The sequence below is a fragment of the Bariatricus massiliensis genome, assembly GCF_900086725.1.
Classification (GTDB): Bacteria; Bacillota; Clostridia; order Lachnospirales; family Lachnospiraceae; genus Allocoprococcus; species Allocoprococcus massiliensis.
The window spans coordinates 1,379,849-1,401,284 of sequence record NZ_LT574838.1; the positions used below are offsets into that span (position 1 = coordinate 1,379,849).

At 42.2% G+C, this 21,436-nt stretch carries 28 protein-coding genes and 2 pseudogenes; 16 read left to right on the plus strand and 14 right to left on the minus strand.

Annotated features, from left to right (window positions below):
* The first annotated feature begins 48 nt into the window (after positions 1–48).
* Complete coding sequence (locus BN6465_RS18160) at positions 49–462, plus strand: hypothetical protein (protein ID WP_066737861.1); 414 nt, start codon at positions 49–51, stop codon at positions 460–462.
* A 97-nt stretch (positions 463–559) separates the two neighbouring features.
* Here BN6465_RS18160 and BN6465_RS18165 read toward each other — a convergent pair whose 3' ends face one another.
* Positions 560–943 (minus strand): DUF3783 domain-containing protein, encoded by a 384-nt coding sequence (locus tag BN6465_RS18165; RefSeq protein WP_066737864.1) that lies wholly within the window; start codon positions 941–943, stop codon positions 560–562.
* Positions 940–1,806: a YitT family protein gene (locus tag BN6465_RS18170; RefSeq protein ID WP_066737872.1), complete on the minus strand. Its 867-nt coding sequence runs from the start codon at positions 1,804–1,806 to the stop codon at positions 940–942. Before BN6465_RS18170 ends, BN6465_RS18165 begins: the two co-directional genes overlap by 4 nt.
* 153 nt (positions 1,807–1,959) lie before the next feature.
* On the opposite strand from BN6465_RS18170, the gene BN6465_RS18175 reads away from it, so the two are divergent.
* Positions 1,960–2,925 carry an AEC family transporter gene (locus BN6465_RS18175; protein WP_066737874.1) on the plus strand — a complete coding sequence of 322 codons (966 nt, stop codon included), beginning with the start codon at positions 1,960–1,962 and terminating at the stop codon, positions 2,923–2,925.
* A gap of 22 nt (positions 2,926–2,947) precedes the next feature.
* On the opposite strand, the gene BN6465_RS18180 is transcribed toward BN6465_RS18175, so the two are convergent.
* The 3 genes and pseudogenes from BN6465_RS18180 to BN6465_RS18190 all read right to left on the minus strand — a co-directional run bounded on the left by BN6465_RS18180 (position 2,948) and on the right by BN6465_RS18190 (position 3,845).
* Complete coding sequence (locus tag BN6465_RS18180; RefSeq protein WP_066737875.1) at positions 2,948–3,409, minus strand: low molecular weight protein-tyrosine-phosphatase; 462 nt, start codon at positions 3,407–3,409, stop codon at positions 2,948–2,950.
* A gap of 96 nt (positions 3,410–3,505) precedes the next feature.
* Positions 3,506–3,667, minus strand: a pseudogene (locus BN6465_RS18185) (helix-turn-helix domain-containing protein); the annotation flags it as partial.
* The gene (locus BN6465_RS18190; protein ID WP_082891782.1) at positions 3,654–3,845 is read right to left on the minus strand and encodes a type II toxin-antitoxin system RelE/ParE family toxin; all 192 of its coding nucleotides are present in this window, start codon (positions 3,843–3,845) and stop codon (positions 3,654–3,656) included. The pseudogene BN6465_RS18185 and the gene BN6465_RS18190, both read right to left, overlap by 14 nt.
* Positions 3,846–4,649: 804 nt before the next feature.
* Between BN6465_RS18190 and BN6465_RS18195 the strand changes: the two genes are divergently transcribed.
* The 9 genes and pseudogenes from BN6465_RS18195 (at position 4,650) to BN6465_RS18230 (ending at position 10,133) form a co-directional block, all read left to right on the plus strand.
* On the plus strand, positions 4,650–4,838 hold the full coding sequence (locus BN6465_RS18195) for a helix-turn-helix domain-containing protein (protein ID WP_066737877.1): 189 nt from the start codon (positions 4,650–4,652) through the stop codon (positions 4,836–4,838).
* Positions 4,835–5,542 carry a response regulator transcription factor gene (locus BN6465_RS18200; RefSeq protein WP_066737882.1) on the plus strand — a complete coding sequence of 236 codons (708 nt, stop codon included), beginning with the start codon at positions 4,835–4,837 and terminating at the stop codon, positions 5,540–5,542. The genes BN6465_RS18195 and BN6465_RS18200 overlap by 4 nt, the downstream gene beginning before the upstream one ends.
* A gap of 2 nt (positions 5,543–5,544) precedes the next feature.
* Complete coding sequence (locus tag BN6465_RS18205; protein WP_066737884.1) at positions 5,545–6,468, plus strand: sensor histidine kinase; 924 nt, start codon at positions 5,545–5,547, stop codon at positions 6,466–6,468.
* A 157-nt stretch (positions 6,469–6,625) separates the two neighbouring features.
* The gene (locus BN6465_RS18210; RefSeq protein ID WP_082891783.1) at positions 6,626–7,549 is read left to right on the plus strand and encodes an ABC transporter ATP-binding protein; all 924 of its coding nucleotides are present in this window, start codon (positions 6,626–6,628) and stop codon (positions 7,547–7,549) included.
* Positions 7,533–8,276: an ABC transporter permease gene (locus BN6465_RS18215; RefSeq protein ID WP_330384841.1), complete on the plus strand. Its 744-nt coding sequence runs from the start codon at positions 7,533–7,535 to the stop codon at positions 8,274–8,276. Before BN6465_RS18210 ends, BN6465_RS18215 begins: the two co-directional genes overlap by 17 nt.
* A gap of 9 nt (positions 8,277–8,285) precedes the next feature.
* A complete protein-coding gene (locus tag BN6465_RS18220; RefSeq protein WP_066737889.1) occupies positions 8,286–9,047 on the plus strand; it encodes an ABC transporter permease in 762 nt (253 codons plus the stop codon).
* Positions 9,048–9,086: 39 nt separating this feature from the next.
* Positions 9,087–9,212 (plus strand): PspC domain-containing protein, encoded by a 126-nt coding sequence (locus BN6465_RS21650; protein ID WP_408605617.1) that lies wholly within the window; start codon positions 9,087–9,089, stop codon positions 9,210–9,212.
* 240 nt (positions 9,213–9,452) lie between these two features.
* Positions 9,453–9,753: pseudogene (locus BN6465_RS18225) on the plus strand (hypothetical protein).
* A 35-nt stretch (positions 9,754–9,788) separates the two neighbouring features.
* The gene (locus BN6465_RS18230; protein WP_066737890.1) at positions 9,789–10,133 is read left to right on the plus strand and encodes a hypothetical protein; all 345 of its coding nucleotides are present in this window, start codon (positions 9,789–9,791) and stop codon (positions 10,131–10,133) included.
* A gap of 230 nt (positions 10,134–10,363) precedes the next feature.
* Here the strand turns inward: BN6465_RS18230 and BN6465_RS21085 are convergent, their stop codons facing one another.
* The 5 genes from BN6465_RS21085 to BN6465_RS18260 all read right to left on the minus strand — a co-directional run bounded on the left by BN6465_RS21085 (position 10,364) and on the right by BN6465_RS18260 (position 13,649).
* Positions 10,364–10,681: a hypothetical protein gene (locus BN6465_RS21085; RefSeq protein WP_066737891.1), complete on the minus strand. Its 318-nt coding sequence runs from the start codon at positions 10,679–10,681 to the stop codon at positions 10,364–10,366.
* Between the two features lie 269 nt (positions 10,682–10,950).
* Positions 10,951–11,364 (minus strand): DUF3788 domain-containing protein, encoded by a 414-nt coding sequence (locus tag BN6465_RS18245; RefSeq protein WP_066737895.1) that lies wholly within the window; start codon positions 11,362–11,364, stop codon positions 10,951–10,953.
* Positions 11,365–11,485: 121 nt separating this feature from the next.
* Positions 11,486–12,145, minus strand: a complete 660-nt coding sequence (locus BN6465_RS18250) for a CatB-related O-acetyltransferase (RefSeq protein ID WP_066737897.1) — start codon at positions 12,143–12,145, stop codon at positions 11,486–11,488.
* Positions 12,146–12,304: 159 nt separating this feature from the next.
* The gene (tsaA, locus tag BN6465_RS18255) at positions 12,305–12,781 is read right to left on the minus strand and encodes a tRNA (N6-threonylcarbamoyladenosine(37)-N6)-methyltransferase TrmO (RefSeq protein ID WP_066737899.1); all 477 of its coding nucleotides are present in this window, start codon (positions 12,779–12,781) and stop codon (positions 12,305–12,307) included.
* Positions 12,782–12,830: 49 nt separating this feature from the next.
* Positions 12,831–13,649 carry a MerR family transcriptional regulator gene (locus tag BN6465_RS18260; protein WP_066737901.1) on the minus strand — a complete coding sequence of 273 codons (819 nt, stop codon included), beginning with the start codon at positions 13,647–13,649 and terminating at the stop codon, positions 12,831–12,833.
* 123 nt (positions 13,650–13,772) lie between these two features.
* On the opposite strand from BN6465_RS18260, the gene BN6465_RS18265 reads away from it, so the two are divergent.
* From BN6465_RS18265 to BN6465_RS18280, 4 genes are all read left to right on the plus strand, one after another.
* The gene (locus BN6465_RS18265) at positions 13,773–14,669 is read left to right on the plus strand and encodes a helix-turn-helix transcriptional regulator (RefSeq protein ID WP_066737903.1); all 897 of its coding nucleotides are present in this window, start codon (positions 13,773–13,775) and stop codon (positions 14,667–14,669) included.
* 73 nt (positions 14,670–14,742) lie between these two features.
* Positions 14,743–15,690: a multicopper oxidase domain-containing protein gene (locus BN6465_RS18270; RefSeq protein WP_066737905.1), complete on the plus strand. Its 948-nt coding sequence runs from the start codon at positions 14,743–14,745 to the stop codon at positions 15,688–15,690.
* A gap of 117 nt (positions 15,691–15,807) precedes the next feature.
* Positions 15,808–16,653: a metallophosphoesterase gene (locus BN6465_RS18275; RefSeq protein WP_066737907.1), complete on the plus strand. Its 846-nt coding sequence runs from the start codon at positions 15,808–15,810 to the stop codon at positions 16,651–16,653.
* Positions 16,654–16,748: 95 nt separating this feature from the next.
* Entirely contained in the window at positions 16,749–17,492 is a 744-nt protein-coding gene (locus tag BN6465_RS18280) for a GNAT family N-acetyltransferase (RefSeq protein ID WP_066737909.1), read from the plus strand.
* Between the two features lie 43 nt (positions 17,493–17,535).
* Here the strand turns inward: BN6465_RS18280 and BN6465_RS18285 are convergent, their stop codons facing one another.
* The 4 genes from BN6465_RS18285 to BN6465_RS18300 form a co-directional block, all read right to left on the minus strand.
* On the minus strand, positions 17,536–18,444 hold the full coding sequence (locus BN6465_RS18285) for a signal peptidase I (RefSeq protein ID WP_066737910.1): 909 nt from the start codon (positions 18,442–18,444) through the stop codon (positions 17,536–17,538).
* A 99-nt stretch (positions 18,445–18,543) separates the two neighbouring features.
* Positions 18,544–19,038 (minus strand): hypothetical protein, encoded by a 495-nt coding sequence (locus BN6465_RS18290; RefSeq protein ID WP_066737912.1) that lies wholly within the window; start codon positions 19,036–19,038, stop codon positions 18,544–18,546.
* 125 nt (positions 19,039–19,163) lie between these two features.
* Entirely contained in the window at positions 19,164–20,096 is a 933-nt protein-coding gene (locus tag BN6465_RS18295; RefSeq protein WP_066737914.1) for a LysR family transcriptional regulator, read from the minus strand.
* 84 nt (positions 20,097–20,180) lie between these two features.
* The gene (locus tag BN6465_RS18300; protein WP_066737915.1) at positions 20,181–20,522 is read right to left on the minus strand and encodes a response regulator; all 342 of its coding nucleotides are present in this window, start codon (positions 20,520–20,522) and stop codon (positions 20,181–20,183) included.
* 191 nt (positions 20,523–20,713) lie between these two features.
* Between BN6465_RS18300 and BN6465_RS18305 the strand changes: the two genes are divergently transcribed.
* Positions 20,714–21,430, plus strand: coding sequence for a LytR/AlgR family response regulator transcription factor (locus BN6465_RS18305; RefSeq protein ID WP_066737916.1), 717 nt, complete (start codon positions 20,714–20,716; stop codon positions 21,428–21,430).
* Positions 21,431–21,436 lie beyond the last annotated feature (6 nt).

The window sequence follows — 21,436 nt, forward strand, 5'->3', positions numbered from 1 at the left end:
AAATAACCAAGAGATAATGTATAATTTACAAAAAGAGGAGGGCAAAATATGCCAGGTAAAAGTTATATTAAAATTGCAAGTGTATTATTGATTATCAGTTCCATTCTTTGTTTTATTGTATACCCAATTGCAGGAATCTTGCTTGGATATGCTACTGTAAAAACAGAGTTGAACTTAGGATGGCTATTCGTTGTAATCTGTCTGCTCTATACTGTCGCAGCTGTACTTCAAATGATAGCAGGCGTAAAAGGAGTGAAGGGCTGCAATTTGAAAGAGGCCGCTCCGTCTTTAAAGAAATGGGGAAAGGTTGTTTTGGCAATAAGCATAATTGCGGCCCTAAGCAATCTTATAGACTCTGTTTTGCAGGGGGACTCTATCGCGGTAAGCGTCCTTAGTTTTTTAATTAGTTTTGTTGTGCCCGCACTGTACATTTATGGTACTTCATTGAACGAAAAAGCTTAGATTGATTTAGTTAGACCATAAACACAAATAAAAAAAATGGACAAAGTAATGGTAAATCCATACTGTTGTCCATTTTTTCGAATCAGCCGAAATATGATTAGCCTTCTTTTTTTGTCATGGCTTCGTGCTCCCTTTGAAGCTCCTCATAAAGCTCCGGCACAGTCCAGTTCTTGTTCGTGTCTGTCAATATCGCCTTATAGTTCACTGGAGCTATCCCGCTCTTTCGCATAAGGAACAGCATTTGATTGAGATGATCCTCCGTAAGCCCCGCGAACACCATCATCTCCTGCTCCAACTCTTCCCCCTCATACCGGGCATCTACGGGCGGAATCTCCTTATTCCCAGCCAAATATCCGACAGGCTGTAAATAGTCGCTCTTATCCACCAGCTTCATACGCAGCTTGACCGCCATCGCCATCATCTGGATCTCTCTCAGCTTCTTTTTATCCTGAAAATTAATCAGCAATATGCTCTCTCTCATAATCTTGCTCCTCTTCTCTGATTATTTCCCCACTCACCAATGACCTCGCCGACCGTAGATACCGTGACAAACGCTTTAGGATCCGCCTTATGGATATAATTTAACAGCTGTGCATATTCCGTCCGTGTCAGAATCGTGACCACTTCTGTCTTCTCCTTATTGTCATATCCACCGTAGGCAGGATACAATGTCGCCCCACGGTGCAGTTCATGCACAATAAAGTCCTGAATTTCACGATATTGCCCAGACAGTATACAGACACGCTTGCGGATCTTGAATCCATCAATAAAGTTGTCCAAAACCATGCCGCACAAATAAGTGCCGAGCAGGCTGATCGCCAATGTCTTTCTATCGTAGACAAACACAGAGCTCGCTGCCGTCAAAAATCCAATAATCGTCAATGCTTTTCCAATCTCCATGTGGAAATACTTGTTCATGAACTTCGCCACAACATCCAAGCCTCCTGAGGACGCATTGGCATTGAACAACATCGCCTGCCCAAAACTCACCACAAGGACATAACATATCGTGTTCACCAGCGGGTCGTCCGTCAGCATCGGAACCTTTGGCGTCACGACCTCGAAAATCCCTAAAAATACCGGAAGAAGGATAGATGTAATTACGGTTTTGACCCCAAAATCCTTTCCGATAAATATAAAGCCGAGAAGCAAAAGCACCATGTTGAGCACAAATGTCATCGTCGAAATCTTGAACGGAAGAAAGTTCGACATTACCATGACCAGACCAGAAATACTTCCGACCACTATTTTACTCGGCATCATCAAATAATATACCGCTGCTGAAATAATGAACATCCCCACGACCAGCGTCAAATACTCTTTAAAATTAATCTTATTTTTCATTGTTCCTCTCCTTTGTTTCCCCAAAAATCCCGCATGAACATCATAACATAGATTATTCTAAAGTGCTATGCCAATGAAAAAATCTAAATTTTTCTTGTGAAAAACGAGGTTTACAGTATAATAAAAGTATTGAGCAAAGAAAGGAACGAAAAAATGAATGTAATGACCGCAGGACAGCAAATGTTTGTCATATTTTTACTGATGATGGCCGGATTCCTATGCCAGCGCCGTGGGCTTATCGATTCCTCCGGAAGCGCCTGCCTCTCCCGCCTCGTCGTCAATGTCTTTAATCCGGCGATGATATTCTCAAGCGTACTCGGCAACGCCGCAGTCCGGACGGAAGACTCCCTGCCCATGCTGTTTGCCGTGTCCGCAGGCATTTTTATATTTTTAATCGCCACAGCCGGGTTACTCTCTCGCTTTGTAAAGGCTGCCGAGCCAGAAAAGAAAATCCAGCACCTGATGTACGTTTTCGGCAACGTAGGTTTTGTAGGAATTCCCGTCATCAAAGCTTTGTTGGGCTCGGAGAAACTCATCTACGTGGCAGTCTTCATTCTGGAATATAATCTGCTCCTCTACAGTTACGGAACTTTCCTTCTGCAGAAAAAAGAAAATTCCCGCCTGAGCCTAAAGAACCTTTTCAGCAGGAAAACCTTGACGGCGCTAAAGCCTTGTGTCAACATGGGTACCCTAGCCTGCGCCGCTACTTTCATTGTATTTTTATCCGGCTTCCAAATCCCCGGGCCCTTAAGCGACAGCCTGATGCATCTAGCAAACGCCACAACTCCGGTGTCTCTGCTTGTAATCGGAGTCACCTTGGGGATGGAAAAACACATCACCGCCCTGTTCACCAGCAGGAGCCGCTATATCTTTTGCTTCTGGAAGTTGTTTGCCATTCCGCTCATCGGCGCCTTCCTTCTCAAACTGCTGCCCGTTTCCGAAACGCTCTGCCAGACTTATCTGATTCTTATGGCCATGCCGGTAGGAAACATAAATCTGATGCTCGTACAACAGAATGGAATGGACGGCAACGAGTGCGCAAGGACCATCATTCTTTCAACGTTGCTCTCCGTTATCAGTATTCCACTGGTGGTGCTGGTCTATACCGCTTTTCTCTAAGCGGCCCATTGTTCAGCCAGATCTATGTGTCGTGCTCCAGAATATGGAGAAGAAGCGCCTCACAGCCCTCCACCACATCATCATACGTACGGTCAAAATTGCCCGTGTACCACGGGTCTGCAATGTCCCTCGGGCTGTCCGTGAAGTCCAGCAGCCTATGCACCTTGTACTGAGGGTCGCTGCCGATAATCCGTTCAATATTGCGGATGTTCCGGTATTCCATACCGATAATGTAATCATAGTCGTCATAATCTTTTTTCTTGAGCTGTACCGCATATTTGCCGTCCGTGCGGATTCCGTGCTCCTTTAGCTTCTGTACCGTTCCCCAGTGCACCGGATTGCCCAGCTCCTCACGGCTGGTGGCGCAGGATGCGGCCGATATCCAGCCGCCGTGGCCACGGCTCTGTATCATGTTGCGGAAAACAAACTCCGCCATGGGGGAACGGCAGATGTTGCCGTGGCAGACGAATAGTATTTTTATCATGTTCTCAAACTCCTTATTTTCTCTGGTTTTCAGTTATTGTTTTATCTAACATAAACAAGCGTACCACTACATTCAATAGTACGCCTGTCGCTTTAGAATACCCGTTTTTTCTGCAAGTTGCTTCTGTGTAAGGTTCTGAGAAGTCCTTGCATCAACAATTGCTCTTATCACATCAAATTCCGGCTGTAAATCATCATATTCCTTTTTAAATTCCTGATTCTGCATCTGTTCTTCTAAAAAGTCATCAAATTTTTTCATTCTTATCAGACCTTTCAATATAATCATCTCGATATGTCTTCGCACATTCTATCTCTAATTTAGGGGGTTTCTGCGTCTTTTTTACAAACCCATTTGTCAGTATTATTTTACCATCATAGTAGAAGAAATATAACACTCTTGTAGTATTTTCATAAAACTCGATTGTAAATTTATCCATACTTCTTCCGTGTGTTTTCCAACATCATTATATGGCACATATACCATATCGTCAATATTATCTTTTTCTCCTTATTCTGGTATTTGGTAAGTTACAAATATGACTTTCTTTCAAAGTCTAAGCGACTGTGGGTGGCTGATTTCTCCCGGCCCTAGCACAGATTGGGTAGACAGTGTCTGCCCAATTAACATCATATGAAATTATCTAATAAAAGCCCATCAGTTTTACTCTTACATATTTACATTGTAGATGTGACAAAAAACATGTCTCTCCTATTTCTGTTACTTAATACAGTCAAACCAGCATGAATATTAATCTTCGCTTGTAAACTCGGTGCGGAGTGGAAAATCCAACGAAAGCAAGCTGAAACAGGCAAAGAAACGCTGTCAGGTGGGCTGATTTAAAAAAGGAACAGCTAAAGGAAAAAAACACCCTAGAATAGACAGGAGGAATGAATATCATAAGGGTTTGTACGAGGGAGATTGTGAACGGGGAGATTGTGAACGGGGAGATTGTGAACGGGGAAATCATCTGGTCTAAAGTAATGTAACGCTTATAACTATAAAATCGTGGCGGGTAGGGATAGCACCTTATCCGTCATTTTTTATGCTTTGCGACCTGTTTAAATAAAGTGCTTCGACATTGAAAAGCGTTACATTATCAATGCTGATAGTTTCTGGATAGGGCAGGTGAGCGTAAAAGCTCTGCTTATGCTTTTCGGATGATAAACAGTTCATATTTGGTTACTTGATATTGTTCGCTCAAACGGATATAATATGTTCAATACGTATTAGGAGGTCAGAAATGTTTGAGTATCTAACTGCACAAGAAGCAGCAAATAAGTGGAATATATCTGCTCGGCGGGTGCAACGTTTATGCAAAGAAGAACGGATTGACGGTGTTATCAATGTAAATCGTGTATGGCTGATACCAAAGGACGCAGAAAAGCCTGTTGACGGCAGGACAAAACAAGGAAAGGAGCTGACAACATGAATACGGTTTTGATTATAGATGATGATAAGGAGCTTTGCGCTCTTATGAAAAAGTGTATTGAGCAGGAAAATCTTTCTGCTATGGTTGCACATAGCGGTACGGAGGGATTACGCCTTGTTGAAGATAACAGAAGTGATAGTTTTCTTTCCCTTATTATTTTAGATGTGATGATGCCTGACATTGACGGCTTTCAAGTTTTGAAAAAAATCAGAGAAACCAGCAATACGCCCGTACTTATGCTTACAGCAAAAAGCGGCGAGGAAGATAAGGTTTTCGGGCTTCGGCTTGGAGCAGATGATTACCTGACAAAGCCTTTTAGTATCAATGAGCTTATGGCGCGTGTCAATTCACTGATACGCCGTTATACTACCTTAAACCCCACCTCTGCGACAGATACGGACTGTATCATTTTACAAGGTATGGTGATTGATAAAGGAAATCGGATAGTTTCAGTCAATAATGTTCCTATTGAACTTACAAGCAAGGAATTTGACTTGTTTTCATTTCTTGCTTCCAATAAAGGGCGCATATTTACCAAAAAGCAGATTTATATGCAGGTATGGGAAGAAGAATATGCGTTTGACGACAGCAACATTATGTCTTTCATCAGCAAATTGCGGAAAAAGATTGAACCAGACCCCGACAGACCGTTTTACATTCAAACGGTTCGTGGCGTTGGGTACCGCTTCAACAAGGAGGCTTGAGCATGGATATAAACAGTTATCTTCTTGTGGGACTTGTTTTTGCATTGGCAGTTATTTTCTATCTTGTCCTAAAGCTGTATCGTGTCCGGGAACAGATTTCCTTTATTAAGGATGCTTTGGAAGATTTGAAACGCGGCAATCTAAACCGCCGTGTTTTAGCACAGGAAAATGATATGACAAAACAGATTTGTTACGACATAAATGAAATTGCTATCAGCAGTCAAACGCAGCTCATTCATCAGAAGCAATCGGAGCAGGCATATAAACGCTTGATAACAAGCCTGTCCCATGACGTGAAAACGCCCCTTGCTTCATTGGTGGGGTATTTGGAAGCAATCGAAAGCAACATTGTGACGGGCAAAGAAAAAGACGAATATCTTCATGTTGCCTATGAAAAATCGCAGCACCTAAAGCATTTCGTTGAAAACCTTTTTGAATGGGTAAAACTGGACTCTGGCGAGCAGGCTTTTCACTTTGAAAATACGGATTTGAACGAATTGACCCGCAATATCATAGCGGATTGGGTTCCTGTTTTAGAAAGCAGTAATTTTGAGTATGAATTTACGATACCGGAAACAGAATATACGGTACGAATAGATATAAACGCTTATACCCGTATTCTCAATAATCTGCTGCAAAACACCATTACCCATAGTGAGGGCAGCAAAATGACGCTGCAAATCGTTGAAAGCAGGCAGAAAGCGAAAATCGTCATAGCGGATAATGGGAAAGGTATTTCTTCTGATAATCTGCCGCATATCTTTGAACGGTTGTATCAATGCGACCATTCCCGTTCTGCAAAGGGGAACGGTTTAGGATTAGCGATTGCAAAGGAGCTTGTTGCGGTTCATAAAGGAACGATTACCGCAGACAGTACCCCCGGCAAGGGGACAGAATTTATCATATCACTTCCGAAAGCTCTGTAATCCACAGGGCTTTCTTGCTATGAAAACAAGATAAAAGCAAGGTTACGGCAAGGTTTTGGCAAGGTTCGTGCCGTATAATTCTAATTGTAAAGGGTATGGTTCTTCCGTTGGTTTACCCTCTTACAAGAATTAGTTAATGAAAGTGAGGAATTTCTATATGAGTCATTTTGCGATTGAAGCAAAGCAACTGACTAAAAAGTACGGCAGGCAGACCGTAGTAAACAAAGTCAATCTTCATGTGAAGAAAGGGCGAATTTATGGACTGCTTGGACGCAATGGAGCAGGCAAGACAACCATTATGAAAATGATTTTGGGGCTGATCCCTATCACGTCCGGCAAAGTAGCCGTATTCGGGCAGAATATTGAGGGACAGGAAAAAAGGATATATCCCCGTATCGGTGCCATTATCGAAACGCCGGGGTTTTATCCTAATCTGACCGGAACGGAAAATTTGCAGATTTTTGCAAAGCTGCGCGGTACAGCCGCCCCTAATGCGGTAAAAAAGGCATTGGAAGTAGTGGGGCTGCCTTACAAAGATAAAAAGCTGTTCAGCGCATATTCCCTTGGTATGAAGCAGCGTCTTGGCATTGCCAACGCTATTCTCCATGACCCCGAGTTATTGATTTTAGATGAACCCACAAACGGACTTGACCCTATCGGTATTGCAGAGGTACGGGAATTTATCAAGAAATTAAGTGTAGAGCATGGGAAAACAATCCTGATTTCCAGTCATATCCTTTCAGAAATATCATTGCTTGCAGATGATATAGGGATTATTGACAATGGCGTTCTTTTAGAAGAAAGCAGCATGAGTGAATTAGAAAAACGGAACAGCAAATATATTCTGTTGCAGGTTTCGGACGTTCCCAAAACGATACTGACCTTAGAACGTCAATTCCATGTAAAAGACTACTCCGTTCAAGATGAACATACCCTACGGATTTATGACACTTCTTTGGATATGGGAGAAATCAACAAAACCCTTATCTTGCAGGACATAACGGTTATCAGTTCAGGTCTTTGCAACGATACCTTAGAAGATTATTTCAAAAAAATCACAGGAGGTGAGGGTATTGCTTAAACTGGTTCAAATTGAATTTTGTAAGTTGCGCCGCAAAAAACTTATATGGCTTATGCTGCTGTCTGCCTTTATCATGCCGTTCTTTGCATTTTTGTATTTTGGCTATTTGGGACAGACAGATATTGCCCCCGCAAACTTTTACAAGTGGTCTGCCTTTGGATTTACGCTGTTTATAATCCTGCCTTTCATCTTAGGTCTGTTTGGGACTATGCTTATGCACGACGAAAACAGATATGATATGTTAAAACAGCTTTGGATTGTTCCAGTCAGTAAAATGGGATATTTTTTCAGCAAGTTTTTTGTGGTGCTGATTTATTCTATCGGCTTTATGCTGATTAACGCACTTGCTTCCGTATTGTTCAGCGTAATTCCTAACTATGTATCCTTTGGCTGGGGCAGTATCGCATTTCTTTTGGAAAGAAGTTTGGAAATCGCTGTATTGACTGCTCTTGCTGTATTGCCGATATTGGCAGTATCCGCCTTACAGAAAGGCTATATTCTTCCAATCTGCATTACATTGATTTACGTTTTAGCCGGGTTCTTAATAACACCAGTCAATTCTTGCCTGCACCCTCTTTCCTGTATAAGTGTGATTATTGCAAGAAACGGAGCCATTTCGGAGCTCACGCTCCCGCAAAATAGCGTTCCACTTGCTCTTGTTAGTATTGGCTTATGGGTGGCTGCTTCTATTCTGCTTGTAAATATCAAGTTAGGAAAGAGAAAGTAAGGTGAAAAAATGCGAATATTATTATGGGCGGAATTTCAAAAACTCCGTCGCTCCAGTATCATTCTGTTCACAATTTTTGCAACCATTTTGATAGCTGTCATTGTCTTTGTAGGCGGCATAACGACCGTAACTGCCGAGCAATTAACGACGGATACTTTTGGTTGGTATATGACAATCACACAGGTCTGGGCAACCATGTTTGTGCTTCCCGCTGTTATCGCCCTTTTAGGAAGCTATATGATTTGCCGCGAAGAACAAGACGATACCATGAAATCGTTACGGCTTATTCCGGTGAATGAAGCAAAATTAACGGCTGCAAAGATGATTGTTGCTTTCATTTTTAGTATCTTGGTTTATTTGCTGCTCTTTGCAATTACATTTTCGATAGAAGCTGCTCTGCATTTTTCAGACTTATCAATGAAAGTTGTCTTTGACTTCTTGAAGATGTACTTAATAGAGGGTGTGGGTGTATTTTTAGCCGTTTCACCTATTATTGCAATCGTGCCATATTTGAAAAAAAGTTATTGGCTTGCATTGGTGATGGCTGAAATCTATTCCTTTGCAGGCTTGTTTATGAGTATGTCGAACACATCGAAAACATTGTATCCCATAACAGCCATTTTTGGCGTTTCGGGATATTATGAAACGACTACCTCAAATTGGATTGTAAGTTTCGGGGTTCTATTGTTATGTGGTTGCCTTTCGTTCTTTATTCTGGCAGGGCTAAATCGCAGCAGGAAAGGAAATAAACATAATGAAAAAACTATATAGAGTTAGAAAAGGAAAAATGCTTGCCGGGGTCTGGGCGGTCTGGCAAACTATTTTGGAGTAGACCCCAAAATAGTACGGCTGCTCTGTTTCGGACTTATTGTAGCATACGGAAGCGGATTGTTACTTTATATTCTATTTGTTATTTTTGTACCGAAAGAACCTTGAACTGCCAGAGTATCTAAACCTAACCTACAACTGACAAATAAATAGCTTAATTAAAGTATCTAATACAATCTGCCGGATGACGGCAAAGAAAAAAGCCGTCGCAGAGCAGACATATTTTCATGCATCGGCGGCTTTGATTTTCAGAGCCGCATTGGTTTGACAACCTTTGCGGTTTTTTGTTTGTCGTATTTTGTCGGCTGTCGTTCTCCACCTCTCAATCTGGATTTTCAAAAAGTTCAGATTGGAGGAAACAAAGAATGGCATAATAACCATGGCAAAGAGGAGCTCGAGCAGCTCCGCATCTATGACCGAGCAGATTTTAATTCCAACAGACGGTTTTTCCGATTTGTTCAATGAAATCGAAAATGAAAATCTGTATTGGGTATTGCTCACGGTGGACAAGCGTACTCTGCAAATCGTTCTGCTGAAAATGCAGGGCTATTCTACAAAAGAGAGTGCCCCGATTGTAGGACTGGCAACGGGTGCTGTTTATGCAAGGTTAGACCACCTGCGTAAAAAGCTGAAGCAATTTAAGCGTTAAGGATAATATCGCAATTTTTTCGGGAGGAAATTAAAATGGCGATACCTAAAAGGGCGTATATGCTTCAAGCGATAGAAACAGAGAGCGGAATGAGTTATCATATCAGTTTCCGTGATGGTATGGGAAAGGTGCATAGACTGAATGTGTCCTATGATTTTTATATGGCGTTTCGGAGATTGGAGCTTGACGAACGCAACTTAGAGAATTGGGATTGGCGGCACAGCGAGTTTTCAGAGGTCTGGGATAAAACGCTGAACAGACGGGCGTTAAGGCTTCCTAAAAGCGTGGACGAGCAAATCATTGACGGGGAACGAAACGAGTTATTACATCGAGCAATTTCCCCTGTGTCCATTTCCTGTAAATCAATCATTTTGTCCTAGCACCTCCAATTTAATCAGCCAATAATCTCTTCTTACTGGAATCTGTATGATCTGCAACCCATTTAATTAGATGATACCATTTCCCGAATTTAAACTTAATTTTTGAATGAAACACAGATAAAATAATCTCTATATATTCACTTTGAAATGCGTCAATTTGTTTTAATTCCGGGCCGGTAAGGATATCTACGTTTTTATAATGAATATTATTTCGTAATCTGCGGTTCAGCTTAAAGACATCGGATTAAACTCCCTACTTCCAATCTTATAGCCGGGACAAACTCATTCAGCATATGAAGCAAGGAAAAATATGTATAATAATACAGGACTAAATACTTGTCTTGATTACACGGTTCTGGATTTTTAAAAAACACCGCGCTTGCATAAGGGTATTTAATTGGATGTATTTTGTTTTCTATTTCCTTTGCCTTTAATTCACATACCTCGTCAAATGCTTTTATAATATTTTCCGCAATATCTTTCTCTTCCAAACTGTCAAACAATTCTTTTATCAAGTTCTCTGGAACTTCTGCCGCAGAATTGAACAATTCTATTTTATCCTTTTCAAGCCCCGCAAGATCCCAAACTCCTCCCGTATTGCGTCAAGATGGGGTTTTCCTAATAATGCCTGCTTTTTTAAAAACCGCTCCCTAAATTTGGCCACTAATTTTTTAGTCCTATCAGCAGTGGGATTGTCTTCAAGCAATTTTGCCTGATACAACTCGTGCAAAAAGACCGAATTTTACTTTCTTCTGTGTATTAAAACATACATACATGGTTAATAAATCCCGTAATATTTCTTTAGCGACTGTATCATTCATACTGAACATTTCATCTCCAACATTTTCTGTATATCGCAAAAATTCGCTTCATTAGTAACACGATAATGAAGCCACCCGCCATCACCGCAAGGATATTTATTATCGATGCGTTCCTGCGTTTCTTTCTCCATCTGGTCATATAGTTTTTGAAATTGTTCATTGCTCAACCGAATCATAACCGTAAATGCGCCATTCTCCGCAAATACATTACACACCAATTTTTTCTTCTTCCTATGAGCGACCGCCCAGCCGTACTTATTCCCATATGGAAAGGATAGCTCCTGCGTAGTTTCGCAGACCTTTGACAGCCACTCATTTATTCGCATAAACAATTCCATGCAGTTGCCACAGTATGCGGCCATCTCATCATATGTCGGTCTATTCTGCTTATCAAGCATTCTCTCGTACATAAAATCCCTCCTTATCTTGAAGTGGCATATCCTCTTTCCCCGTTCCACTTCTGAAAAAGTCCAGAAAGCAATATAAACCTTCTGGACTGTCTCTTCTATTATATTTCTTATTTTCAGTGTCTTACACGGTTGATTTTGTCTGCAGGCTTACTTCCCGTAACACATGAATGTCGCCCGATTGAATTGCCCCGATATTCTCTGCAATCCTTTCCCTCGGCCACTTCCACCATTGGATTTCCAATAGTGCTGAAATGACCTCCTCGGGAAATCGCTTCTTAACCGGCTTTGCCGGAACGCCTCCGACAATCGTGTATGGTGGAACATCCTTCGTAACAACAGCGCGGGTGCCGATAATGGCTCCGTCTCCTATGGTGACCCCTGCTAGGACTACCGCCTCGTAGCCTATCCATACATCATTGCCAATATTGATATCACCTTTATTATCCCATGCGTTTGCCACATCTTTCTTGTCCAAATCCCATTCTTCAAAGAATAAGGGAAAGGGATAGGTGGACAGCGATGATAATGTATGGTTGGCGCTATTGAATAGAAATTTTGCCCCACAGGCAATGGAGCAGAATCTGCCAATCCGCAGTTTATCATGGTTAATTGGATAGTGATATAACACATTGTTTTTCTCAAACAATGTCGGGTCATTTACGAAATCATTGTACATCGTGAAATCGCCAATACATATGTTAGGGTTCGTGATAACCCCTTTCAAATAAATGGTCTCTTTATCTCCGCTCCGGGGATAGATTTGTTTCTCTGGAATAGTCATTGTAAATCCTCCTGTCATTTTAGAAATGTCTATTGAACTATTCCAGTAAAAGCAATGCAGCGCTTCATAATCCTCCACCTCTCTCTTGATAAAGTCATTATATCTCCTCGTCTGGGGAAAATCAAGTCACAGGCCCTCCGCAAGCCTATTTTCGCTCGTTCAAAAGTTAAATTCCTTTTCCCAAGCAAAATCGGCGGACTCTTCCACGCTCTTCGGCCAGTGGCCGCACCACTTTGGCACCCTCGGTGATTCTATCCTGTCAAGGCTCGGGGTGTAGGGCTTAATATCGATGAGCGGCGTATTGTCATTGGCGTCGATATAATCAATCTGTATCACGCCGCTTTGATAGTCGATCCGGATGATTTCCACCGTGGTCAATGCAATTGGATTGGGGCGGACAGGCGACCTTGTAGCAAATACCCCCATCTCCTCGGGGGCTCCTTTATAGGGCTGCTCCACCTTCAATACGGACCGGAACTGTGTGTCATCAAAATCGCTGAACCACCAGAAAACGTTGATGTGGCTGAATCCGTCCAATGCGGTCAGGGCCGGGATATATTCGGCCTCAAGTTTGAGAAAGGTTCCCTCCTCCTTCGTACAGATTGTCCCTATCGGTTTCACTTCATAATTACTCATAACTTTATCCTCCATTTCATTTACTGTAAATAGAGGATATGCCCTCACATCATGTCAGAGTCAAGAGTGGTATCTGGATTTCCGTCAAATAATTTTCAGGGTTTGCTTCGTTCCAAGGGCCCCGGTGTACAATCTGCCTGCTCGTCCTCCCCATCTCATACTGGTTCCTTTCCTGCAGCCATCTAGCAAAGGAGAGATAGCCTTCCGCAATATGTGAAAAGTCTCCATATACCATAGTGCAGGCCATCTGAGGGACCGCCTCTGTATGGCGGAACGTAAATCCCCCGCTGTCCTTCCCTGCCTTCTTTGCAATGGCGCACAGTTCTACATCCACATTCTCTTCTCTGTAATCTTCGTCATGATAAATAGAAAAGGTATCCCCTGAGATATCGATTTGATTCGCTTGGGCAAATGCAGACATCTCCCTCCAAAGTGCCCCTTCACCGTAATAATCAGGAATCACCCTGCGCAGGGAAAGTACATAGTAGCTGGGAACAGCTTTTATCGTCACATTATAGTTAATCTCGCTGTTGCCATGCTCCAATTCCTCTTTTGCAGCTTCGATTTTTCTAAGCTTCGCCTCTTCCAACTGTATATTGCGAAGGATTTCTTTATATTTTTTGTCAAGCTGGGCCACGATAACATTATCATTCTCGCTCTGAAGCGCGGCAGCTATTTCACTGACATTAAATCCGCTGTCACGGAGATAAATAATTTTATTCAATACTGGAATCTGTGAAGCTGAATACATCCGGTATCCGGTCCACTCATCGATTGCCGCAGGCCTTAAAAGCCCCATTTCGTCATAATACCGGAGCATCCTCACCGATACCTGAGCCAGTTTTGAAAATTCACCAATTCGAAACATATAGTCCCCCTCTCTCTACCTCCTAATTATAAATCCTATAGCATTACACTTCAATGACGTATCCAAATATTGACATGCTATGTCAGGTTTTATCTGCTATAATAGACAAAGGAGGTGCAGCAAATGAAAGAGAGCCGTTTATTTAAAATCGTCTACTATCTGCTTGACAAGGGCCGTACGACTGCCCCCGAGCTGGCGCAGGAATTTGAAGTATCGGTGCGGACAATCTATAGGGATATCGATGCCCTGAGTGAGTCCGGCATTCCGGTCTACGCCGAGACCGGAAGAAACGGCGGCATCTATCTGCTTGACAACTATGTCCTTGATAAGGCCCTGCTGTCTGATAAGGAAAAGCTTGAGATACTCTCTTCCCTGCAGAGTTTATCGGCGGCGGGCAGTCTATACGACGCAGAAGTGCTGACAAAGCTTTCCGCTCTTTTTAAAATACCGTCGGAAAGTTGGTTTGAGGTGGACTTCTCCCGCTGGGGCAGCAAGGCAAAGGACAATGCAAAGTTCGAATCCCTAAAGAGCGCCGTCATCCACCATAATACGCTGGCTATCGTCTATGTGAATGCCCGTGGAATAAAAAGCAAAAGAAACATCAATCCTCTTAAATTAATGTATAAGTCCAAAGAATGGTATCTGAAGGCCTACTGCACTGATAAAGAAGACTTCCGCCTCTTTAAGTTCAACCGCATTATTGAGCTGGAAGTTACAGATAATGTATTTCTTCCCATGGACTATCCTGATTCTCAGGATGTACCAGCTCCTTCTTGCCACAAGATTGTACTTCGGTTTCCCAAAGAAATGTCTTACCGTGTCTATGATGAGTTCGATGCCGAGGAAATCCAAGTGCTTCCTTCGGATGAACTGATTGTAACCTCGGAAATGCCGCTGGATTCTTGGCTTGTCGGTTATCTTTTATCCTTCGGAGCACAGGTTCAAGTGATGGAGCCAGCCTGCCTGCACGAGATTTTGGCTGAGCAGGCGATGAAAATATATGAAATAAACAGAGTCTAATCTACTTTACCAGAGTGTTTCTTCCAGCGCTTTCTGCATAGGATATACTAATCAAAGCTAAGGCAGGAATGTTATGGTAATCACACCTGGAATCGCGGATTGCAAATATACGGTTTACAATGGGAAAAAACTTTTTACATTAATCGCAGAAGAACTGGATTGGGAGCTGGTATATGGAATCAGGGTCCGGGCTTGGGGATACAATGGCTCCACCCCGGGGCCCACGATTCATGTTTTCCCCGGAGACGAAGTCATAATCCGAATCATCAACCATCTGCCCGTGGAAACAAGCGTCCACTGGCACGGACTGGATATCCCCAACAACATGGACGGGGTACCGCCCATCGAGCCTACACCATTCATAAAACCCGAATGTTACGTGGACTATTGCTTTAAAGTGACCAATCCACCAGGTACATACTTGTATCACTCCCATGTAGATGTTATGACGCAGGACAACGCCGGCCTCTTCGGCGGCCTGATCGTCGAAAATCCGGCCGACCAGAACCGGGACAGCTACAAGGATTATTTATGTCTCCTTCAGGAATGGGCCATCCGGCAGCTGCATTGGGGCGAATTGACGCCCGGACTCTATCCTCTGAATTTTATGGATCCGTCCTTCAACTTCTTTACAATGAACGGCACCTGCTATCCAAAGACGCTCCCCTTGAAAGTGAATTTTGGCGACACGGTACGTGTACGTTTTGGCAACATTCAGATGCATCATCATCCGATTCACCTGCATGGGCATGAATTTAAGCTGGTGGGAGCCGACGGCTTCCCCATAAAGGAAAGCGCCCAGATTTATAAAAATACAATTCTTGTAGCTTCCGGTGAAACTTGGGACATTGAATTCGAGGCCGACAATCCCGGAATCTGGCCCATGCACTGCCACATGCCCCATCATGTGACAAACAATGGCGCTCCTCCCGTAGGCGGCATGTTCACTACGGTCAATTATTGTGACCATACCCCTTCTGAATACAATTACTGCAGTCCCAGCTGGCCGCGAAGAACTTAAGTTTCTCTGCAAAACTTTAATATTTGATGAATCCTATTGACAAAAAGAGTGCGAATTCGTACTCTTTTTCTCATGGAACTGTTTCAATCCAGATAATATAAGAAGGAGAAGACAGGGATGCGCAGAGCAAAGAAACTACTCGTATGTTTATTTTTAATTATTATATGCTTCCTATCTATACTGGGATATGCCCGGTTTATAGAGCCAGATTTATTGACAGTAAACTCATTGGATGTAGAAACCAAGAAATCTATAAAGCCGTTCAAGGCAGTGTTTTTTACGGACACGCATTTTGGTAAATACTATGATGAAAATCATGCAGACAAGCTTGTAAGCAAGATTAATCAATTAGATGCGGATATCGTTGTCTTTGGCGGGGATTTACTGGATAACTATGCCCGCGACCGTGAGTATATGGATTTGGAATCTTTAAAGAATGCTTTGAAAGGCATAAAAGCAAAGGCAGGTAAATATGCTGTCTGGGGCAACCATGACTATGGCGGCGGCGCTTCACGCATCTATGAAGACTTTATGGCCTCCTGCGGCTTTAAAATCTTAAAAAATGAAAGTATGATACTGGCAGATTATGGAATAGAGCTGGTGGGATATGACGATTACCTGATGGGCGCCCCTGCCTCTTCCCTATACAAAAAGGACACCAGCCTTTATCAGCTCATCGTCGCCCACGAACCTGCTGTTTCACAGCTCATTGAAAATGAAGGCGAGAATTTTTTGTTGTGCGGCCACACTCATGGTGGACAAGTCCGCATTCCCTTTCTCACCACAAAGCTGCTTCCCCCGGGCTCCGGTAAGTTTGTGAAAGGCCTTTACACCGCGCAGGAAATCGGTACTTCCGTCTCTTTGCAAATGTATACGAGCAGTGGTATCGGTATGACGAGGTACCCTTTCCGCTTCTTGAATGTCCCGGAAATTGTTGAAGTAAATTTTAAGACAAGTCAATAATTTTCAAACCCTGACACAAGATGTCTAGTTTTATGCTGTATACTGGGTCTGTAACAGGCGGAGACTATATTTAGCCATCTAAGAGGAGAATCTATATGAGCGAAAAATTTATAAATATAACAATGGAAAATCTTGAGACCGAGCATCTATGCTGCGCAATCTCAGACAAAAAGCACCAGTGCGGAGTGCAGTCCAAAAAGGAATGGCTAAAGGAACGGCTTCCGGAAGGACATGTCTTTAGAAAACTTGACGAAAAGGGTAAGGTGTTCATCGAATATGCTCCGGTGGAAACAGCTTGGGCGCCTGTCCAAGGCCATAATTTTCTCTATATATACTGTCTCTGGGTGTCAGGCTCTTTCAAAGGAAAGGGGTATGGGAAGTCACTTCTTGAATACTGCATCAACGATGCAAAATCGCAGGGCAAATCCGGCGTCTGCGTTCTCAGTTCCAAGAAGAAAAAGCCCTACTTGACCGACAAAAAATTCGTCTCCAAACATGGTTTCGAAGTCGTTGACAGCGTTGACGAATACGAGCTCCTAGCCCTGTCATTCGACGGCACAAAACCACATTTTTCAGATAGTGTAAAACAAATGGGAATCAAGAGTAAAGAATTGACCATCTATTATGGGCTTCAATGTCCATTTATCAGTAACTGCATATCTCAAGTCAAGAGCGCTTGTGAAAAGGATGGAATTCCGCTGAATCTTATTGCAGTGGACAGCTTAGAGAAGGCCAAAAACGTACCGAGCATCTTTAACAACTGGGCCGTATTCCTTGACGGCAAATTCCAGACCGTACAGATGCTGAATGAAAACGCACTTAGAAAGTTGTTAAACTAGGATTGAAAATCAGAAAGGGCGGAATATTCCGCCCTTTCTGGTTTTATTTCTTTTTAGATTTATTACTGCCTTTTTTCTTCTTCTTTTCTTTTTTCTGCTTTTTACCGGATTTTTTATGTTTAGACTTTTTCTCTGTATTCTTCTCTGGCTCTTCTTCGGCGTATGTAACCAAGTCCGGCTCCTCCACAGGCTCTGCTACCTCTTCATTTTCTGAAGGTAATTCCGGAATCTCCTGCTCTTCGGCATCAACCGTAGCCTCCTGCTCAGTTACGGTATCCAATTTCTCATCAGGAACTTCTGAAACCTCACCGGAATCTTCCAAGGCCGGTTGTTGGATATCCTCAGACTCCACATCCATGTCAATCTCATGAATCTCCTCGGCATCAATCACATCTTCGTCATTTTCATCAGATTCCAACGCTTCCTTTTCTTCTCTGTCGAACTTATCCCAAAGAAGGCGGTTGATAAGGAGAATAAATAAAATAATTCCTAGTTCAATCAGAGCAAACGGGCTCTGGAGGAACAGAACAAACTTACCTATGTAAGGAACATGAAAAACATAGGTTCCCAAGACATCTTCTCTATAAGTAACATAATCATCATATCTGTCTGCGTTTTCCGCTATAGTAAAATACCTTTCTCTTCCAGTTTCATCTATTTGCCTTTTCTTAAAGTAATGTGTGAAAACTGTATCATCTCCGAATCTGTCTACTCTGAACGAAATTATAGTATTCACTTTAATATTCTCTGGATTATCGATCTTTTTCGAAATCACCAGAGAGCCGACGGGTATTGTAGGCTCCATACTATCTGTCAATATAACAAAAGTTCGATACCCGATATACTTATTTAATTCATCCGGGAAAAATTGTATCCCTATAATACAAACTATAAGAACGAGTACTATTAAGCCAAATATAAAATTAACTATCTTATTCATGAGTTTCTTCATTTATATTCTCCAGTACTCGTTAAATATTTCTTTTTATATGCTAGGAAAAGATACCGTCTCATGACGGTATCTTTTCATTAATATTTACATAAGCTTATATTATGGATTTGCTTTTTTAGCTAACGTTCCAGTTACCTCTAACTTTAAAGTTTTGCCTCCCAAATCTGTTGCATCAGCCTTTGGTTTCACAACAACTTGATACTCATTAGATGCTCCCACATTACTATCAACTCCTCCAGTCAGACCACTATCAGCGTCAGTCTGAGTTATCTCGACATCGTATTTACTTGAATCAATTATAGTATCTCCCTCTTTAAGGGCAGTTGTCAAAGTCAGTTGAGCATCTTCCGGTTTTGCCAAACCTTCTACTGTAAATTCAACATTACCAGTATACGTAGGAACCTCATCCCAAGTCCTTGTTTCTGTTAATGGTGCCATCTCAGCTGTAGATACTACAATTGGACTAGCTACACTCAATGTTCCTGTAGATGTTGTTTCCAATGTATCCCACACTGCAAATGACCCCACTGTAGTTGCCACAATCGCTGATACTGTCAAAAAGCTCAGCATACTTTTTTTACTAAATTTTTTCATTTCCATTCTCCTCTCAATATTTAACTTATAACGAATCTCGCAACCCGTGTTGTGTTTATGTCTTCATTATACGCAAAACATTGAGATTTGGCTAATGCCAATATATGATAGGCCAGTGATACGTTTTATGTATCACCGTTCTTATCACCGTAACAGTCCACAATCAGCTTTAAAAAGTCTTCGGCCTTATCCGACAGCGTTTCCCTTCTCCTCTTTAACCACAAAAGTTCCCGTTCAATGCTACAATTCTTAAGTCTGATACTACATATCTGCCCCTTTTCCAGCTCCTCCTTCTGCCATTTGTTCCCGAAAATAAATGCATCTGTGCGCTTCACCATGCTGATAATCGCATGGTAATTATTAACAGTAATCGTCTTGTCAAAATCCATCATCCCCACACTGCCGTCTATGCTCATGGAATAATTGATATTTGCAAAATAATCCGCCGGCATTTGTATCTTTGTAAAGGGCAGAAGCTCCCGAACCTCAATTTCCTCTCTGCCGTAAAGAGGATTATTCTTTCCTACATGTACATAGAGGGGGCCATATCCAATCGTATGAAGCTCCAAATCTTTAAGCTCTGACAACTTCCGCAACGCCCTGATCTGAACATTGTTAACCGATACGATTCCAATATCTGCCTTCCCCGTCTCCACATAATTCAAAACTTTTTCCACAGGAATTTCAAATAGAGAAATGCTGGTGTGGTTTGCCTTGATAGTCTCATAATACTGGAGCATCATGTCATCCCTCAAAATAATGCCGCCGATGGCGGCGCTGACTCTTGCCTCCACATATTTTTTTGTTTCCTGCCTCAGCTTCGCAATCTCATTGACCTGCTTCAGAATAGACTGCGCATAATAGTAAAGCCCTTCCCCGAACTCCGTCAACTCCACTCCCCGGTTAGAGCGCTTAAATATCTGCTCCCCCAACTCCGACTCAAGGCTCTTCACCGCCCTCGTCAGATTAGGCTGAGAAATATATAAGCTGGCGGCCGCTTTTCTCATACTCTTAAGCTCCGCTATCTCAACAAAATATCTCAAGTCTTTAATTTCCATGTATTGTCCCCCATTTTGTACGTATAATAATCTCTTAAAAATTATATCATAATTTTTCTTCTGGGGGTTTCGTTTTTTCTAGTTTTATTTCAACAGCTCTGCGGCCATTTTTTCAAGGAGCATCTCAGGCATAGGCTTGACCCAAAAATCATTGACGGGTATCTTGGCCGCTTTTTCCTCATATTCTTCCGTATCGCTGATCCACAGTATTGGTATTTTGCTGTTCTGTCCTCTGACATAGGTGCAATAGTTCATTCCCTTTGCTCCGTCCACTGCGATTACCGCCAATTGACAGTCGTCATTCTCCTTCAAATAATAGGCAAGTTCAATTCCATCGTTAAAAACTTTTACATTTGCAAGCCTAATCAATGTGACTGTTGTCCGCACTACATTTTCACTACAGCATAATGCAATTGTTTTAACCATATCTAAGCATCTCCCTGTTCTGTTTTATATCCTCAGCCCATATCCGTCTTTCTGTCTGTAGCATATCATTATTAATAATAAAAACAACCATTTGCAGGCGAACGGTATCTAAAATGAGGCAAACGGTTCTGCTTTTTTTACAATGCCTATGATATAATAAAATAGAATAATTATGTTTTGAGGTGAAATATTTGAAAATTGCAATTATAGACGATTCTGCTACAGACAGAGAAGTCTTGGTGACTCTCTTACATATGTTTTTTGAAAAAATAAATTTACCCGTAGATATTATAGAATTTTCTTGTGCGGAGTCATTTCTTACTACTTTAGAACCTGATACTTACAATCTTTGTTTCATGGACATTTTTATGGACGGTATGAATGGAATGGAGGCATCACAAATTGTCCATAAGGCCGCGCCCGATTGTATGGTTATTTTTCTTTCTTCAAGCGACCAATACATTGGAGAAGGTTATCGAGTCCGTGCCCTGCGCTATCTTCTCAAACCGATAACAGCGGAAAAGATTCAAGAATTCTTGCCCGAGTGCGTGGAACGTGTAGTCTTGAGCCAGAGGCGGCTGAGCGTGTCCATTGGCCGAAAAGAGCGGCAGATTCCTTTTTCCAAAATTTTGTATGCCCTCTCTTCCTCGAAGACAGAAATACATCTTCTAAATAACGTATTTACTGTATCTTCCCGGCAGACATTTGCACAGATTACCGCCCCTTTGTTGGAAGATTACCGTTTTATTTCCTGTGGACGGGGCGTGGTTGTAAACATGGCCCATACACTGAAGATTGATAAGGACTGTTTCATCATGGAAAACGGTGACAGAGTTCCTATTAGCCGTCGCCGCCTCAGTGATGTTACCGACCGTTTTATTGATTTTCAGTTTGAATATCTTATATAAGGAGGT

Excerpts from the sequence above, each read along its gene's own strand:
- BN6465_RS18160 (WP_066737861.1), top strand. The coding sequence starts at position 49 with ATGCCAGGTAAAAGTTATATTAAAATTGCAAGTGTATTATTGATTATC.
- BN6465_RS18165 (WP_066737864.1), bottom strand. The coding sequence starts at position 943 with ATGAGAGAGAGCATATTGCTGATTAATTTTCAGGATAAAAAGAAGCTG.
- BN6465_RS18170 (WP_066737872.1), bottom strand. The coding sequence starts at position 1,806 with ATGAAAAATAAGATTAATTTTAAAGAGTATTTGACGCTGGTCGTGGGG.
- BN6465_RS18175 (WP_066737874.1), top strand. The coding sequence starts at position 1,960 with ATGAATGTAATGACCGCAGGACAGCAAATGTTTGTCATATTTTTACTG.
- BN6465_RS18180 (WP_066737875.1), bottom strand. The coding sequence starts at position 3,409 with ATGATAAAAATACTATTCGTCTGCCACGGCAACATCTGCCGTTCCCCC.
- BN6465_RS18190 (WP_082891782.1), bottom strand. The coding sequence starts at position 3,845 with ATGGATAAATTTACAATCGAGTTTTATGAAAATACTACAAGAGTGTTA.
- BN6465_RS18195 (WP_066737877.1), top strand. The coding sequence starts at position 4,650 with ATGTTTGAGTATCTAACTGCACAAGAAGCAGCAAATAAGTGGAATATA.
- BN6465_RS18200 (WP_066737882.1), top strand. The coding sequence starts at position 4,835 with ATGAATACGGTTTTGATTATAGATGATGATAAGGAGCTTTGCGCTCTT.
- BN6465_RS18205 (WP_066737884.1), top strand. The coding sequence starts at position 5,545 with ATGGATATAAACAGTTATCTTCTTGTGGGACTTGTTTTTGCATTGGCA.
- BN6465_RS18210 (WP_082891783.1), top strand. The coding sequence starts at position 6,626 with ATGAGTCATTTTGCGATTGAAGCAAAGCAACTGACTAAAAAGTACGGC.
- BN6465_RS18220 (WP_066737889.1), top strand. The coding sequence starts at position 8,286 with ATGCGAATATTATTATGGGCGGAATTTCAAAAACTCCGTCGCTCCAGT.
- BN6465_RS18230 (WP_066737890.1), top strand. The coding sequence starts at position 9,789 with ATGGCGATACCTAAAAGGGCGTATATGCTTCAAGCGATAGAAACAGAG.
- BN6465_RS18245 (WP_066737895.1), bottom strand. The coding sequence starts at position 11,364 with ATGTACGAGAGAATGCTTGATAAGCAGAATAGACCGACATATGATGAG.
- BN6465_RS18250 (WP_066737897.1), bottom strand. The coding sequence starts at position 12,145 with ATGACTATTCCAGAGAAACAAATCTATCCCCGGAGCGGAGATAAAGAG.
- tsaA (WP_066737899.1), bottom strand. The coding sequence starts at position 12,781 with ATGAGTAATTATGAAGTGAAACCGATAGGGACAATCTGTACGAAGGAG.
- BN6465_RS18260 (WP_066737901.1), bottom strand. The coding sequence starts at position 13,649 with ATGTTTCGAATTGGTGAATTTTCAAAACTGGCTCAGGTATCGGTGAGG.
- BN6465_RS18265 (WP_066737903.1), top strand. The coding sequence starts at position 13,773 with ATGAAAGAGAGCCGTTTATTTAAAATCGTCTACTATCTGCTTGACAAG.
- BN6465_RS18270 (WP_066737905.1), top strand. The coding sequence starts at position 14,743 with ATGGTAATCACACCTGGAATCGCGGATTGCAAATATACGGTTTACAAT.
- BN6465_RS18275 (WP_066737907.1), top strand. The coding sequence starts at position 15,808 with ATGCGCAGAGCAAAGAAACTACTCGTATGTTTATTTTTAATTATTATA.
- BN6465_RS18280 (WP_066737909.1), top strand. The coding sequence starts at position 16,749 with ATGAGCGAAAAATTTATAAATATAACAATGGAAAATCTTGAGACCGAG.
- BN6465_RS18285 (WP_066737910.1), bottom strand. The coding sequence starts at position 18,444 with ATGAAGAAACTCATGAATAAGATAGTTAATTTTATATTTGGCTTAATA.
- BN6465_RS18290 (WP_066737912.1), bottom strand. The coding sequence starts at position 19,038 with ATGAAAAAATTTAGTAAAAAAAGTATGCTGAGCTTTTTGACAGTATCA.
- BN6465_RS18295 (WP_066737914.1), bottom strand. The coding sequence starts at position 20,096 with ATGGAAATTAAAGACTTGAGATATTTTGTTGAGATAGCGGAGCTTAAG.
- BN6465_RS18300 (WP_066737915.1), bottom strand. The coding sequence starts at position 20,522 with ATGGTTAAAACAATTGCATTATGCTGTAGTGAAAATGTAGTGCGGACA.